This is a genomic window from Helicobacter pylori, assembly GCF_011140715.1.
GTDB classification, from domain to species: Bacteria; Campylobacterota; Campylobacteria; order Campylobacterales; family Helicobacteraceae; genus Helicobacter; species Helicobacter pylori_DA.
The window spans coordinates 21,610-35,645 of the sequence record NZ_SFZZ01000026.1; the positions used below are offsets into that span (position 1 = coordinate 21,610).

Genomic DNA, 14,036 nt, shown 5'->3' on the forward strand with positions numbered 1-14,036 from the left:
CACACTTTCAAGCTAAACTTCTTTCCCTATACTAACAAGGCATTTAAAACGCCCAAATTTTATTCAAGCTAACGCTAATTTAAGAGCTAGACTTTTGATTTTAAATCTAGCGATTTTTCAATTCTTTGTAGCATAGCACAAAGAATTGAAATTAGAACTATAGAACTAAAAAATGCAGGATAACACCATGTGTGCGTACACATATGGTTAAAACTTCATATTCAAGGGACTTGGAGCTAGATTTTTAAAAAATAAGGGTTTTTGCTAACTTTTTGCCTAAAAAGTTTTTAAAAAGTGCTTTGATAGATGAATTAAATTTTTAATCTAGTAAGAGAGAAAAATTTCATTCAAAAGCTTTAACCCCATTACTCAATTTTTTAGGCAAGGGCTTGTTAGAAACGCTATAAAAACTTAGAGATTTTTATTGAAAGAACTTGTAGTCAAAACATTAAGAACTAGATAGCCATATGGTAAGAACTTAGTAGCCTATAGAATGAAAACTTTATAGCACAAGCAAAAGAACTTACAGCCTACCAATAAGAACTTGCAAGCTAAATGCTATGAACTGACAAGCAAGTAGTAAGAACTTGTAAGCAACAATTAGGGAACTAAGGGCTACACGATAAAAACTAAAAGCCACAAGTTAGAACCTAATAGCTCACATTAAGCAAAGAACTAAGGGGAAATAGATTAAGAACTTATCTGCTCTAATTGATATGAACTAGGTTGCTTGTATGATTAAGAACTAGGAGCAAAACACCATTAAAACTTACTAGCAACTCATATAAGAACTACCAACCCATTTCATAAGAACTCACAATCAATATTAAAGGAATGAAATTATTCTTTAAGCTTTTGTTTAAAAAATTTATGCTACATTTTCAATGATTTTTTAATTGACTTAGATTGAAACTTAGAGAACACTTAAAACTTACATTCTTACCGCTTTATCGTGTGCGGAGGGCTTAAATAAGCATAGCGACCTTGAGTAGGCTAAAATGCTTGAAAATCGTAATGTTGAAAATTGTTATTACGACACTTTTGATAATATGAATTTAGGCAATTTGACACTCTTTTGTAAGCTTATTAAGTTGTATGCGAGAGGTGATGAGGAGGCGCAAGATTTAGGAGGTATTTGGGCTGAAATGTTACCTACTAATAAAGAGGAGGCGTTGTTTATCGCTCAACTCTTATGCGATGGTGGTATCAATAAGTATGATTTAAGTTGTGCGGGCTTAACTGCTAACTTATTAGCCGATAATCTTTGGTCTTATGGACTACGAGATGAGGACTATGATGATGAGAGTAATGTTATCGAGCCTGAAAATGAAAACGAGAGCGAGGCTAAAAATTTAGAAAACTAACCCCCCCCCTTACTCTCTTGTGAGGGGTCTCCTTTTTTTAATCTCTCTTTTATTTTTCTTGTATCTTTATTTTTCAAATGTTGCTTGGCGTTTCTTGTATCTTTATTTTAGCTATAATCCATTTATAAGCATTCTCTTAAGAAATCGTGCGCAAATACCCGTTTTCGCTCAGCATGACATACAAGCGCCCCATGATTTCTTTCTTTTCTTCCATGTCCAATTGGTTGTTGTCTTCAATTTTTTGTTTTAAAAGGCGCTCGATCTCTTTAGTGTCATAGTCCAAATCGTCTAACACATCTAAAATCGTTTGGGCTTCACAAATATCTTCCACTTCATAATCGCCTTTTTCATCAAAAACCACGCTAAATTCCGTAGGGTGTGTGAATAAATTGTGTTTCATGCCTAAAACTTCTTGATACGCTCCCACTAAAAAGAACGCTAAAAAGTATTCTTCTTCATCTATGTCTATATCATGCAAAAACAAGGGCTTCGTGGAATCAAAAGCGATTTCCCCATCGCTATCGCAAGTAATATCCCACAAGCTCGCGCTCCTGGTGGGCTTTTCGTCTAATTTATTCAAGGGCATGACCGGGAAATTCTGCTTCAAGCCCCAATAATCCGGCAAGCTTTGGAAAAACGAGCAATTCAATAAATAGCGCTCTTGGACCTGCTCTTGAATGCGTAAAATATCGTTGTGATCCTTAACATAAAGCAATTGCACCGCTTTTTTGACGATCAAATGGGCTAAAACTTCAGTGTTGCTCCTGTCAATCAAATCAATATAGCCCAAATCAAAAAGCGTGAATAGCGACTCGGTGTGATCAAAACTATCATGCAAATATTCAATGGCGTTTTTTTCATTGATATTAGCGAGCAAGTCTAGCATTTCATCAATCAAAGGGGGGTTATTACTTTCTTTGATTTTTAGGGATTTTTCATTGTATTCATGCGAAAACAATTCTAACACCGGGGCCACTAAAACGGCATGGTTAGCGGAAATGTAACGGCCTGATTCAATGAAAATATCCGGCTCGATTTCCTGCTTATTTTTCACAATTTCCCTCAATAAAAACACCACATCAGCGCTGAATTCCTCTAAAGTGTAGTTCTTGTCTTGGTGGTGCTTGTGTTGGGTGTATTCTACGGCTAACCCCCCTCCAATATTCACGCTATTAAGATTTTTAGCGCCCATTTTACGCAATTCTGCATACAAGTTACCCGCTTCTCTTAAAGCCTTTTTTAAGGGCGAAATATCGCTGATTTGAGAGCCTATGTGGAAATGTATCATGTGGAAATGCTCTAGTAAGTCGTTTTCTTCTAAAAGGCGCATCGCTTCTAAAACTTCCGTGCTGCTAAGGCCAAATTTAGAATTGATCCCCCCGCTCTTTGCCCAAACGCCAGTGCCAGCGCTGTGCAAACGGATTCGAATGCCAATTTTAGGGCATGCTACAAAATCGTTTTGTTTAGCCACGGCGATAATGGTTTTTAGCTCATTCAAACCCTCAATCGTTAAAGTGATCTCATGTTGCATGCTTTTAGCGATAAAGCCAAGCTCAATCATTTCCTTGTCTTTAAAGCCATTCACGGTGATAGGGGCTGTGGAGTTCGTGTAGCTCATCGCAATGATGAGTTCGGACTTGCTCCCGGCTTCTAACCCGTAATCCAAACCCTTAGCCCCTTGCACTAAAGGCAAAACAAACGAGGGCATTTGATTGACCTTTAAAGGGAAAACCGCCTTAAAAGCCCCGCTGTATTGATACTCTTTAATCGCTGAAGAAAACGCATCAAACAGGCTTTTGATTTGTTTTTGTACCAAATGGGGGAATCGCACCAACAAAGGCCCTCTATAGCCCTTATCGCGCACGCTTTGAACGATTTCTAAAAGCGAGGGGTTTTTGCCATGACAAACTTTAACCAAGCCTTTTTCTATCTTAAATTCGTTATTGCTCCAAAATTTAATCCCATAATCATGGACTTCTTGCATTTTTTATCCTTTTATCACGATAAGGTTTTAAAGAGATGGGGGTTATTTTTAAAATCTTTGATCGCTTCTTCATAAACCTTTTCAATTTGAATGACTGAATTTTCTAAAGTGTAGTTTAAAGCGCTTTTAGCGTATTCGTTTTGCATTCTTTCTCTTTCAAGCTTGTTTTCTAACCACCAGTCTATTTTAGCGCTCAAATCTTTAGCGTTATTAGGCTCAAATAACGATCGTTCATCTAGCGCGAATTGCCTGGTCGCGCTTAAAGGGCTATTAGCGATAACAGGCACAATCCCCACGCTAATAGCCTCTAAACACGCAATCGCTTCGCTTTCCACATTGGCTGTGTGCGCATAAAGGGTGCAAGTTTTTAAAATCTCTAACAATTCATTAGAATTGACAAACCCAAACTCCGTTTTTACGCCTAGTTTTTGGGCTAAAAGTTTGATTTTTTTCTCATCAGGCCCTTTGCCTTTGAGCAATAATACAATATCTTGTTTGTATCGGCTTAAAGCAATCGCCTTAATGAGAACGCTTTGATTTTTTTCATTAGAATAGCGCCCTACCATAGCGATTTTAAAGGGCGTGGTGTCAAAAAGGCTTTTTTGTGGGTGTTCGCATTTAAACATGGGATCAAAGCCGTTAGAAATAGCGTATTTTTTCCCTCCATAATTGTATTTTTCTAATTCTTCTACAATGAATTTTGACGGGCAATGGATATGGTGGATATAGCGGTAATGCGAAGATTTAAACCACGAAAAAAGCGTCATGTTAAACCAAGAAAATTGCCCCAATTTCATGTTATAGGAAATATGCTCTGGCTGTAAATGGAAAGAGCCAATGTAAGGCACTTGCATTTCTCGCGCGATTTTTACGGCTGTTTTTTCTAGCAAAAAAGGCAAATAAGTATGGATCATATCCGCTCCCTTAAAAGCCTTTCTTAAGATTTTTTCATCCGGTTTAGCAAAAAGAATGTGTTGTTTGTGTGAAATTTCTGTAACTAGGGGGATGTAGCGCTCTTTAAGGTTGTAATACCCCTCTTCTTCACTCCCTAAATTATCCACATGAGGGGCGACCACTCTCATCACATGCCCTCTTTTTTTCAGCGCTTCAAAAAAACGAAACGCTGTCATAGAAGTGCCATTACTGGTGTCTTTAAAGCTATCCACGACTAAAACAATAACCATTTAACTACTCTTCTTTAAAATTGAATTTAAAAGGCTTTTTATCAAACACCACGATTTCTATCATTCCCTCTAAAACCTGAATGTCTAACACAAACGCCTCTATTTTTATTTCAGCTTTTTTCACGCCATCTTGAATCACTTGCGCTTTAATGAGCGCTTCTTGATTCAATTCTAGGGGGGCGTAAAAATTGATGTTATTAGAAACTACTACGCTGTGTCTTTTATTCAACGCGCATAAGGCCGCATAATTGCACGCAATAAGCACAAACCCGGCATGCACAAAATTTTCTTCATACACCATGCTTTCATTGCCCTTGAAACGCGCATGGGCTATATCTTTTTCTAAAACGACCAATTCAGTGCCAACGCTTGGTTTGAAATTCTTACAAGTCTCTAAAGAGTCATAATCCACATGAACGACTGATTCTTGCACTATCTTATCCTTTATTTTAACGCTTGCTTGGTTTAAGCATTTTAAAATACCCTCTCAAAGGAGCGTCATACCCCTCTAAAGTTTTAAAGGGATCTGTTTTATCCAAAAAATCTTCCAAACTCTGCCCCAAAATAAAATCCGTTTTACGCTGTTCTTTAGGCGTGGTCTTTAAAACGCTAAGAACCTCAAAATTTTCAAACCCCACCCTTTCGCACCACCCCTTTAGTGCGCTAACGCTAGGGATAAAATAAACATTTTTCATTTTAGCGTAAGTTTTTTTAGGGCAAAGGGCGATGTCTAGGGGCGAATCAATGATTAAGGTATCCAACACCAACTCCCCTTTTATTTTCAAAGCATGATACAAGGCTTTTAAAGCCTCTAGCGGGCTTTTTCTGTGGTATAGCACCCCTAAACAAAAAATGACATCAAAAGCGTTAGGGTATTTTTCATGCAAATCCTCTACCCCCAAAGACTCATAAATGATTTTTTTTTCTTTATCAAAAAAGGGGGCTAAAAATTCAAATTGTTTTTTGACTAAAACGCCCGGATCAAACCCCACCAAGCTTTTAGGCTTATATTCTAGCATCTTAAACAAGTAATAGCCGTTATTGCAACCCACATCAGCCACAACCCTATCTTTTAAAGGAGTGGCGTTTTTGACTAGATCCCATTTAATAGAGCTATCCCATTCGCTATCAATCTTGATTTGAGAAATTTTAAAAGGGCCTTTACGCCATGGCCTTAACGCCATGATTTCTTCTAAAAGGGTTTTTGGATTGAATTTATCGTTACAAATGAGCATGACTTACCATAGCGTGGGGGTTTTTTTAAAAAAAGGAGGGTTTAAAAGGGATTCTAAATGAGAAGAGCTAATCCCATAAATAAAAGCGAAATTAAACGCTAAATTTTTTAATTGCTCTTTTAAGTTGTTTTGGGTGGTGTAACAATAAGGGTTATTTTTTTCAAAGAAAGCCGTGCTGTTTTTACGACAAAACACGACAATTTTCCCCCACGATAAAGTCTCAAAGGCTTTTTGAAGCATCATTTCAAACAATTCTTTTGACGCCTCAGCAATAACCACCCTTGCCGTTGCACCATAGGGGGCTATTTCTAAATTTTTATTCACAAAAAAGGGTTTGCAATGATCTAAAGCAGGTTCTTTCTTGCTTAAAAGATTCAAATCAAATTCAATTTGTAATTTTTCGCACAATTGAATGACCCTTTTTAATGGCTCTAAAAAGACGCATGGCATTTTTAATTCGTATTCTTGTTTTTCATAGACTAAAGCGCTGCAAAAAAAGGATTGGTTGAGAACAATCAAACGGCTTTCTTTTAAATCTTCCTTTAAATCTTCTCTCAAGCGCTCCTGCTTATAAAATAAATGAAGCCACTCCAATTTATCAAAAAAGGCTATTTTACACCCCTCTATAATGAATAAATCTTCAAGGCTTTCTTTCAAGCACCACACAAAATCGCTCACGATGATTTTAGAAGCGATCTCTAATTCTATGGGGCTTAGTAACGCTCCAACCACGCGCTCGTTCAACAAGCAAAATTTAAACAAATGGTTCAAAGAATGCTCTATATCTTTAAGCTTGATCCATGCCACATCCCTATCGCTTAAAGGATACTCTCCTGTGTATAAAATCCCATAAGCCCCTAACTCTAAAGCTTTAGGAATGAGAGCATGATCTTTAGCGGCAAATAAAGAGCCTTTTTGTACCTTATTTAAAGACAAAACAATGGAATTAAAATAGCTGATTGAGGGCGTGTTTTGCAATTCACCCAAACTCAATTCTACGGCTTCATTCACCCCTAATCGCATTTAACTGATCAAACTTCCTGCGATTTTTTCTTTGGTAGGGCTGATTAAAGCCAGATTATCATTATCTCGCACCGCTAAAATCATGCCCTCACTCATTTCGCCCATGAGCTTGGCGGGTTTTAAATTAGCCACCACGCACACCATTTGACCCACCAAACTTTCAGGCTCATAATCCAAAGCGATCCCTGAGATGATCTGCCTCAAACGATTTTCGCCTAAATCCACTTTCAAGCGCAGTAATTTATTGGATTTTTCAATCCTTTGAGCTTCCTTGATAAGCCCCACTTTAATCTCTACTTTCTTGAAATCCTCAATGCTGATATAGTTTTCTTGTGTTGGTGGGGCTTTTTCTTTTTCTGCTTGTGTTGGTGGGGCTTTTTCCACTTTTTCCATTTTACAAAATAAAGGCTCGGTGTCTTGTAAAATCATATCTTGTAATTTTTTAGCTTTAAAAAAGCGTTCATAATTATTGGGCGTGATTTCTACACGAAAAGCGCTCGCTAATTTCATAGCACTCTTTGGCATGAACGCATAGAGTAAGAAGCTTGATTGTAACAGCGCGTTTGCGATCAAACCCAACAAAGCTTCTAGTTTTTCTGATTCGTTGTTTTTGTGCAAAACCCATGGCTCTTCTTTAGCGATGAGTTTGTTTAAAAAATCATAAACATTAAACAATTCCTCTAAAGCTTTATGCAATTGCATTTTAGGCACGAAAGAATTAGCGTTATCTAAAATTTGATGCGCTTTTTCTAGCTCTTTAGGATAATACGCCGTGATTTTGGCGCTTTTTAGAGAATAATTGAAATACTTTTTAGCCATGCCTAGCAAACGATTCAACAAATTCCCCAAATCGTTATTCAAATTCGCATTGATCCTTTCTATTAACGCTTTTTTAGAAAAATCCCCATCTTGCCCAAAAGGCACCTCACGCAATAAAAAATAACGCAATTCTTCAATCCCATACTCCATGGCGAGCTTTTGAGCGTCTAAAACATTACCCAAGCTCTTACTCATTTTCACGCCCTCTATCGTCCACCACCCATGCACGCAAAGCTGTTTGAATAAGGGCAAATTCAAACTCATCAAAAAGGCTGGCCAATAAATGGCATGGAAGCGTAAAATATCCTTACCCACAATATGCCTAGCGCGTTCAAAATGCGCCATTTTATTGTCTAAACCATTCAAATACCCTAACGCGCTCGCATAATTCAATAAAGCGTCCAGCCAAACATACACCACATGTTTAGGATCGTTCATTTTTTTAGGTAAAGGAATGCCCCATTCAAAGCTCGTGCGCGTGATAGACAGATCCAATAAACCCTGCTCAATAAAAGAAGTTACCTCATTTTTACGATAAATGGGCAAAATCGCTTCAGGGTTTTTAGCGTAAAACTCCAATAAAGGCTTCTCATACGCGCTCAATCTGAAAAAATAACTCTCTTCTTCTAAAAGCGTGGTCTCCCTCAAGCAATCAGGGCATAGGACTTTATCGTTCGTGTTGTCCGTTTTAGAGATCGTGCAATAACTCTCACAGCTCACGCAATAATACCCGCTATAAGTGCCTTTATAAATGTCCCCTTTTTCAAACATGATTTCAAAGGCGTTTTGCACGCATTTTTGATGCTCGCTGTCTGTGGTGCGGATAAAACCATCATAATCCAAATTGAAAAAATCCCACTGGTTTTTAAAAATCGTGCTAATGCTATCGGCGTAAGCTTTGGGGCTTTGATTCCTCAACCTCGCGCTTTGTTCGATCTTTTGCCCATGCTCATCGGTGCCGGTTAAAAAAAAGACTTCTTCGCCTTGGAGCGTGTAATACTTCTTTAAAGTGTCCGCAATCAAAGTCGTATAAGCATGGCCAATATGGGGGACATCATTCACATAATAAATGGGGGTTGTGATCAGTGATTTTTGCATCTTTATAATCGTGTTACCTTAAAATTGTTTGAAATCTCTTAATTTTAACATGCTTTTAAAAATTTAGAGAATAGAGGTTGAATTTATGCGTATTTGTGGGGTGTTTTTAGCTTAAAATTCATTATAATTAACGCTCAAAAAATTAAAAAATGAGTTAAGGAATAGACAGATGATTTCAAAATTTTTGCTCAAAAGCATGTTCAAGCAGTGGAAAAACGGCGATTATCAGGTCGTTTTTTGGGATAATAGCGTTTATAGGAATGGCGAACATTCGCCTAAATTCACCCTTAAGATCCACCGCCCCCTAAAATTTAGCGATATTAAAAAAGACATGTCTTTGACGATTGCTGAGGCTTATATGGACGGCGTGATTGATATTGAAGGCTCTATGGATGAGGTGATGCATTCTTTGTATTTGCAAACCAATTATGAGCATTTGCACAAACATGACAACGCTAAAGCTATCCAAAAACCGATCAGAGAAAGCTCCAATATTTCTAAGCATTACGATCTAGGGAATGACTTTTATTCTATCTGGTTAGATGAAACCTTAAGCTATTCATGTGCTTATTTCAAAAAAGATGATGACACTCTCCACACCGCCCAACTCCAAAAATTGGATCACACTTTAAAAAAGCTCCATTTAAAGCCGGGCGAAAAACTGCTGGATATAGGCTGTGGCTGGGGCTATCTCTCTATAAAAGCCGCGCAAGAATATGGGGCGCAAGTGATGGGGATCACCATTTCTAGCGAGCAATACAAACAGGCTAACAAACGAGTCCAAGAGCTAGGGTTAGAGGATAAAGTAACGATCAAATTATTGAATTACCAGGATTTAGACGGGCGGTTATACCGCTTTGATAAGGTGGTGAGCGTGGGCATGTTTGAGCATGTGGGTAAGGATAATTTGCCCTTTTATTTCAAAAAAGTTAAAGAAGTGTTAAAAAGAGGCGGGATGTTTTTGCTCCACTCCATTTTATGCTGTTTTGAAGGCAAGACTAACGCATGGGTGGATAAATACATCTTCCCGGGCGGCTACTTGCCCTCTTTAAGAGAAGTGATGAGCGTGATGAGCGAGTGCGACTTCCACCTGCTCATGGCTGAAAGCTTACGAATCCATTACGCTAAGACCTTAGACATTTGGCGAGACAACTTCAACCACAATCTAGATAAAGTGAAAAGACTCGGCTATGACGAACGCTTTATCCGCATGTGGGATCTGTATTTAAGGACTTGCGCTTCCGCTTTCAGGGTGGGGAGCGCGGATTTATTCCAATTGCTTTTAACCAACAGCGTGGATAACACTTTCCCCTTAACCAAAGAATACATCTACCAATAATTGCAAGTTTTAGATTTTAGCCCCTTCTTTCAGGCTAACTTCTGGCAAACTCTCCACATACAAACTCTGTGATGGGAAAGCAAAACTCAAATGGTGCTTTTCTACGATCCCCATGATTTTTAGCATCACGTCTTCTTTGACTTCTAGCCACTCTTCCCAAACCACCGTCTTAGAAAAACAATACACTAAAATATTAATAGAGCTGTCCGCAAACTGGTCTAAAAAGACAAACAGATTGTTTTTATACCCTAAAAAATCGTCAATAGAAACAATATCCTTTTTAAACATGTAGCGGTAATCGCTCGCGTTTTGCAAAGCGCTATCGGCTCCATTAGCGATTTTGGGGTGGTTTTCTAACATTTCTTTAATGTCTTTCACGCAAAGCTGTAAGGCACTTTGACTGGAGCTATAGGTTAAGCCTATTTCCATTTTAATGCGCCTTCCCACTTTACGCCGGCTCCAATTCCTGATGGGTTTTCCGGCTAATTCTGAATTAGGCACGGACAAAAGAGCGTTATCAAAAGCCCTAATTGTGGTGCGCCTTAACCCCATTTCCACCACCGTTCCCTCCACTTCACCGCACACGATCCAATCCCCTTGAGAAAACGAATTGTCTAATAATAAAATGACCGAAGCAAAAAAATTCGCCAACACATCTTTAACCGCCAAAGCCACCGCTAACCCCCCAATCCCTAAAGAAGCGATGATGGCTGAAACGTTAAACCCTAGTTGTTTCAAAACCCCTAAAAGCGCGACAATAAAAATCAAAAAATACACGACTTTTAAAATCAAGTTGATCACTTCTTTTCTAAAATTGTGCGTGCTTTTGGTAGCCATATTGGTAACCAACGCTTCCCCATAGCCTTTAAAAAGCGCTATCACTAACCATGCTAAAAGCATGATATACACCGCGCCCACCCACATAGAAACTTTAGGAGGCGATGCGTTAGGGTAGTAGAAAATGTCTAAAGCCACATCGCAACTGAATAGGGCTAAAAAGACAGAAACCGGCGAAACAATGCTGCTTTGCACATTGACATGCATTTTTTTATTGCGTTGCATGATTTCAAAAATACGATCTAATAATAAGGCTAAAAGCCAAGTGATCAATTTCCTTAAACCTAACAATAAGGCTAAAATCATCAAAGCCAGCGCGATCTTACTCACTTGCAAGCTATGGGCTGTGAAAGGCAAAACCTTGCTGATCTTGTTTAACACAAAATCCATATTCACTTCCATGATCAAGTTTTTAGGAAGCACTTCTTTAGGGTGGTTTTTAATGTAACGCAAAACTTCAGTGTAAGTGTTCAAACGCAATTCATAATCGCTAAACATCTGCTCTAATTCATGCATTTTGACATTGCCTAAATTTTTAGGGAAAGTGTAGAGTTTGAATTGCCCTAAACGCAAAAGGAAAGCATCGCTGATACTTTCCACGTCTTTTTGTTCGCTAAAAATATCAATACTGCTCCTGATTTTATCTATAAAACGATACAAAATTTCATCTATCAATAAAATATCTAAAGACAATCTATCTTTCATGAAAGTGTAGAAATCATCGCCCTTAATGCTTTTAGACAAACGCTTTTTGATTTTTTCCTGCTCTTTTAAATTTTGATTGATATCAATCCCGATCTTATCCCTTTCATTCAACACTTTAGAAGTCAAACTTTTAATCAAGTCGTTCTTTTGGGTGTTGTACAGAGAGATTTCAGCGCTTCTTTCAGGGTTTTTTTTGTAAGTTTCAATGACTTGATTGAGCTGGTTGATTTGATTGAAAATCAAAAACAAATCCACCGCATCTGTCTCATGCTCTTCAACCGCTCTCAAAGGATTTAAAAAGAGCGATAATACCAATACCCACCACAATAATAAACGCATATAAAACCCCATTCAAACAATAAAATTTCTTTCTATGATTTTTAGCAAATGCCTCGCGATTATACCAAAATTTAGAAACGCTTCGCCCCATAAAGTTACCCATGCAATTTGAAAACGCTTTTTATTTAGCCCTAAAAAGCGGGCTTTAGCTCAATTGTGAGCCTCTTTTCAGATCGCTATATCACTTGATGCAATGCTTGGAGTATTTTTTTAAAAAATAAATTTTTAACAAAAACTCTTGCTTTATTTAATATTTTTATAGTAGGATTTTGCGTAGGCCGTAGTCAAAAAGCTTTCCCTGTTCGGTGCAATGAAGTCACGGATAATGTGCACATTTTTATATATCTCTTATTCTTTATTATTCTTTAGATTTTATCATCGCTTTTGTTAAATGTTTTTGCGTGAGATCCATGCTTTAGGGATTTCTAACCTATCTTTTGTAATTGGGCTATAGGGCAAAAGGGTAATCCAATCTCGCTTTTGCGCTTGCGATACCACTCATCATTCTTTAAAAAACACCTTTTAGGCTTCAAATACGGCTAAAACAAAGGGATTTGATAATCAATCTTTAGAAGAAAGAACCATAAAAATGTAGTATCCTATGCCTATAAGAAAAACAAGAATTAAGAAAATGAGTAATCCCCACTCTAAAGAATCCATAACTCCTCTTTAAAGAATGTCAAAAGTGGTGCGCTTGGCAGGACTCGAACCTGCGACCTACGGCTTAGAAGGCTGTTGCTCTATCCAGCTGAGCTACAAGCGCATTAATGGTATTAATGTTAGGTGGTACGCCCGAAGGGAGTCGAACCCCTAACCCCCAGATCCGAAGTCTGGTGCTCTATCCAATTGAGCTACGAACGCTTACAATTCAAATAAAGGAATGACTAACATAAAACTTGGTAAAAACGCTTATTTAATGAGATGGGGTGGAAGATGGGAATTGAACCCACGACCCTCAGGACCACAATCTGATGCTCTAACCGACTGAGCTACTCCCACCATTCAATGAAAGGAAGCGATATTCTACCAAAGAATCTTAAACAGAACAATAAATTATGTGAAAAAGTGGTCGGGGCGAAAGGATTCGAACCTTCGACCCCTTGGTCCCAAACCAAGTGCGCTAACCAGACTGCGCTACGCCCCGAAATTTTCACATGAAGCGTTATTATAACTGAATTTTCTAATTTTTGAGCGTAATTTTTCAAAAATACCGCTAAAAATCAAAATTGACGCTCAAAAAACACCTAATCCAACTCCCCCACCCTTTTAAAAGCTGCTTTTTTAAAAACAGCTCTAAATGATTTTTAAGCTTTTCGTTTCTTAAAACTACTTTCGTTTTTTCATTTCACTAGAAACTTTTTCATAATGTTCCATGTGTTTTTTGCTTAACTCTTTGGTGATCTGCACCATCACTTTGTGATAAGCTTGATTCATGATTTTTTTAATGGCTTGATCATGGTCGGTTTCCTTGATCCTATGCACAAAAGTTTTGGGGACAAAACCTCCAGAATTGGTGCGCCGCAATTCCACCCTTTCAATCACAGCCTTAATCTTTGAAACATCAATACCAAAACTATGGATAATGTCTTCACTTTTTGGCTCAACAAAATTCAAATTCAAATACCCTGAAGACATGTCTATCACTTTTTCTTCATTGAGCGCATCGCTCTCTTCTACAATATCTTCTAAGATAGCCACATTCCCATCCATGCGTAAAACGAGCAACGCTTTTTCTTTGATGTCTTGAGGGATTTCGCTAGCATCTTTAAATTGCGAAACGCTATAGCCTTTTCTCTCTAAAAAACTACTCAATTGGAGAAACAAAGATTTCTCAAACTCTTTTTGATAATTTTCAGGGATAACTTTATTAGCCTCTATCTTAGGATCGATTAAGACAACTAAATGGCCATTTTTAGGCTCTTGCTTGCCTTTAATAGGATAGTGGAAATGCAAATCCACGGACTCGCCCATGTTATTGTGCTGCTGCTTCATAGGCATTCCATCAGCTAGAGCCGTATAAAACGCCCCACTCGCTAATAACGATCCTAAAACGATTGCCAAACTACCTTTTTTCATTAAATTCCTTTCTTTCTTTTTATTTAAAATCAA

General features: G+C 38.0%; 9 protein-coding genes, 4 tRNA genes and 1 pseudogene. 2 read left to right on the forward strand and 12 right to left on the reverse strand.

From position 1 onward, the window contains the following. Nucleotides 1–935: 935 nt before the first annotated feature. Nucleotides 936–1,364: pseudogene (locus EWZ81_RS03085) on the forward strand (hypothetical protein); the annotation flags it as partial. Between the two features lie 136 nt (nt 1,365–1,500). Here EWZ81_RS03085 and speA read toward each other — a convergent pair. From speA to metG, 6 genes are read right to left on the reverse strand one after another with little or no spacing between them, the layout of a single operon-like run. Further along, nucleotides 1,501–3,348 carry an arginine decarboxylase gene (gene speA / locus EWZ81_RS03090; RefSeq protein ID WP_165548984.1) on the reverse strand — a complete coding sequence of 616 codons (1,848 nt, stop codon included), beginning with the start codon at nt 3,346–3,348 and terminating at the stop codon, nt 1,501–1,503. A 14-nt stretch (nt 3,349–3,362) separates the two neighbouring features. Beyond that, nucleotides 3,363–4,532 (reverse strand): glycosyltransferase family 4 protein, encoded by a 1,170-nt coding sequence (locus tag EWZ81_RS03095; RefSeq protein WP_079299359.1) that lies wholly within the window; start codon nt 4,530–4,532, stop codon nt 3,363–3,365. Between the two features lie 4 nt (nt 4,533–4,536). Continuing rightward, nucleotides 4,537–4,965: a hotdog domain-containing protein gene (locus EWZ81_RS03100; protein WP_001158293.1), complete on the reverse strand. Its 429-nt coding sequence runs from the start codon at nt 4,963–4,965 to the stop codon at nt 4,537–4,539. Between the two features lie 16 nt (nt 4,966–4,981). Further along, complete coding sequence (cmoB, locus tag EWZ81_RS03105) at nt 4,982–5,767, reverse strand: tRNA 5-methoxyuridine(34)/uridine 5-oxyacetic acid(34) synthase CmoB (protein WP_165548985.1); 786 nt, start codon at nt 5,765–5,767, stop codon at nt 4,982–4,984. Between the two features lie 3 nt (nt 5,768–5,770). Further along, nucleotides 5,771–6,790, reverse strand: a complete 1,020-nt coding sequence (locus tag EWZ81_RS03110; protein WP_165548986.1) for a ferrochelatase — start codon at nt 6,788–6,790, stop codon at nt 5,771–5,773. Next, complete coding sequence (gene metG, locus EWZ81_RS03115) at nt 6,791–8,707, reverse strand: methionine--tRNA ligase (protein ID WP_165548987.1); 1,917 nt, start codon at nt 8,705–8,707, stop codon at nt 6,791–6,793. It lies immediately after the preceding gene. 169 nt (nt 8,708–8,876) lie between these two features. Here metG and cfaS point away from each other — a divergent pair, with 169 nt between their 5' ends. Continuing rightward, entirely contained in the window at nt 8,877–10,046 is a 1,170-nt protein-coding gene (gene cfaS, locus EWZ81_RS03120; protein WP_165548988.1) for a cyclopropane fatty acid synthase, read from the forward strand. A gap of 9 nt (nt 10,047–10,055) precedes the next feature. Here the strand turns inward: cfaS and EWZ81_RS03125 are convergent, their stop codons facing one another. From EWZ81_RS03125 to hpaA2, 6 genes are all read right to left on the reverse strand, one after another. Further along, nucleotides 10,056–11,927 carry a mechanosensitive ion channel family protein gene (locus EWZ81_RS03125; RefSeq protein WP_001238084.1) on the reverse strand — a complete coding sequence of 624 codons (1,872 nt, stop codon included), beginning with the start codon at nt 11,925–11,927 and terminating at the stop codon, nt 10,056–10,058. A gap of 686 nt (nt 11,928–12,613) precedes the next feature. Beyond that, nucleotides 12,614–12,690: transfer RNA gene (locus tag EWZ81_RS03130), tRNA-Arg, on the reverse strand. Between the two features lie 21 nt (nt 12,691–12,711). Further along, nucleotides 12,712–12,788 (reverse strand) — tRNA-Arg (locus tag EWZ81_RS03135). Between the two features lie 61 nt (nt 12,789–12,849). Next, nucleotides 12,850–12,926, reverse strand: a tRNA-His gene (locus EWZ81_RS03140). A gap of 67 nt (nt 12,927–12,993) precedes the next feature. After that, nucleotides 12,994–13,071 (reverse strand) — tRNA-Pro (locus EWZ81_RS03145). 182 nt (nt 13,072–13,253) lie between these two features. Further along, the gene (gene hpaA2 / locus EWZ81_RS03150; RefSeq protein ID WP_165548989.1) at nt 13,254–14,003 is read right to left on the reverse strand and encodes an HpaA2 protein; all 750 of its coding nucleotides are present in this window, start codon (nt 14,001–14,003) and stop codon (nt 13,254–13,256) included. Between the last annotated feature and the right edge of the window lie 33 nt (nt 14,004–14,036).

What these genes read in the sequence shown, in the direction of transcription:
- hpaA2 (WP_165548989.1), bottom strand. Translation starts at nt 14,003, where the DNA reads ATGAAAAAAGGTAGTTTGGCAATCGTTTTAGGATCGTTATTAGCGAGT.
- EWZ81_RS03095 (WP_079299359.1), bottom strand. Translation starts at nt 4,532, where the DNA reads ATGGTTATTGTTTTAGTCGTGGATAGCTTTAAAGACACCAGTAATGGC.
- EWZ81_RS03110 (WP_165548986.1), bottom strand. Translation starts at nt 6,790, where the DNA reads ATGCGATTAGGGGTGAATGAAGCCGTAGAATTGAGTTTGGGTGAATTG.
- EWZ81_RS03125 (WP_001238084.1), bottom strand. Translation starts at nt 11,927, where the DNA reads ATGCGTTTATTATTGTGGTGGGTATTGGTATTATCGCTCTTTTTAAAT.
- speA (WP_165548984.1), bottom strand. Translation starts at nt 3,348, where the DNA reads ATGCAAGAAGTCCATGATTATGGGATTAAATTTTGGAGCAATAACGAA.
- cmoB (WP_165548985.1), bottom strand. Translation starts at nt 5,767, where the DNA reads ATGCTCATTTGTAACGATAAATTCAATCCAAAAACCCTTTTAGAAGAA.
- metG (WP_165548987.1), bottom strand. Translation starts at nt 8,707, where the DNA reads ATGCAAAAATCACTGATCACAACCCCCATTTATTATGTGAATGATGTC.
- cfaS (WP_165548988.1), top strand. Translation starts at nt 8,877, where the DNA reads ATGATTTCAAAATTTTTGCTCAAAAGCATGTTCAAGCAGTGGAAAAAC.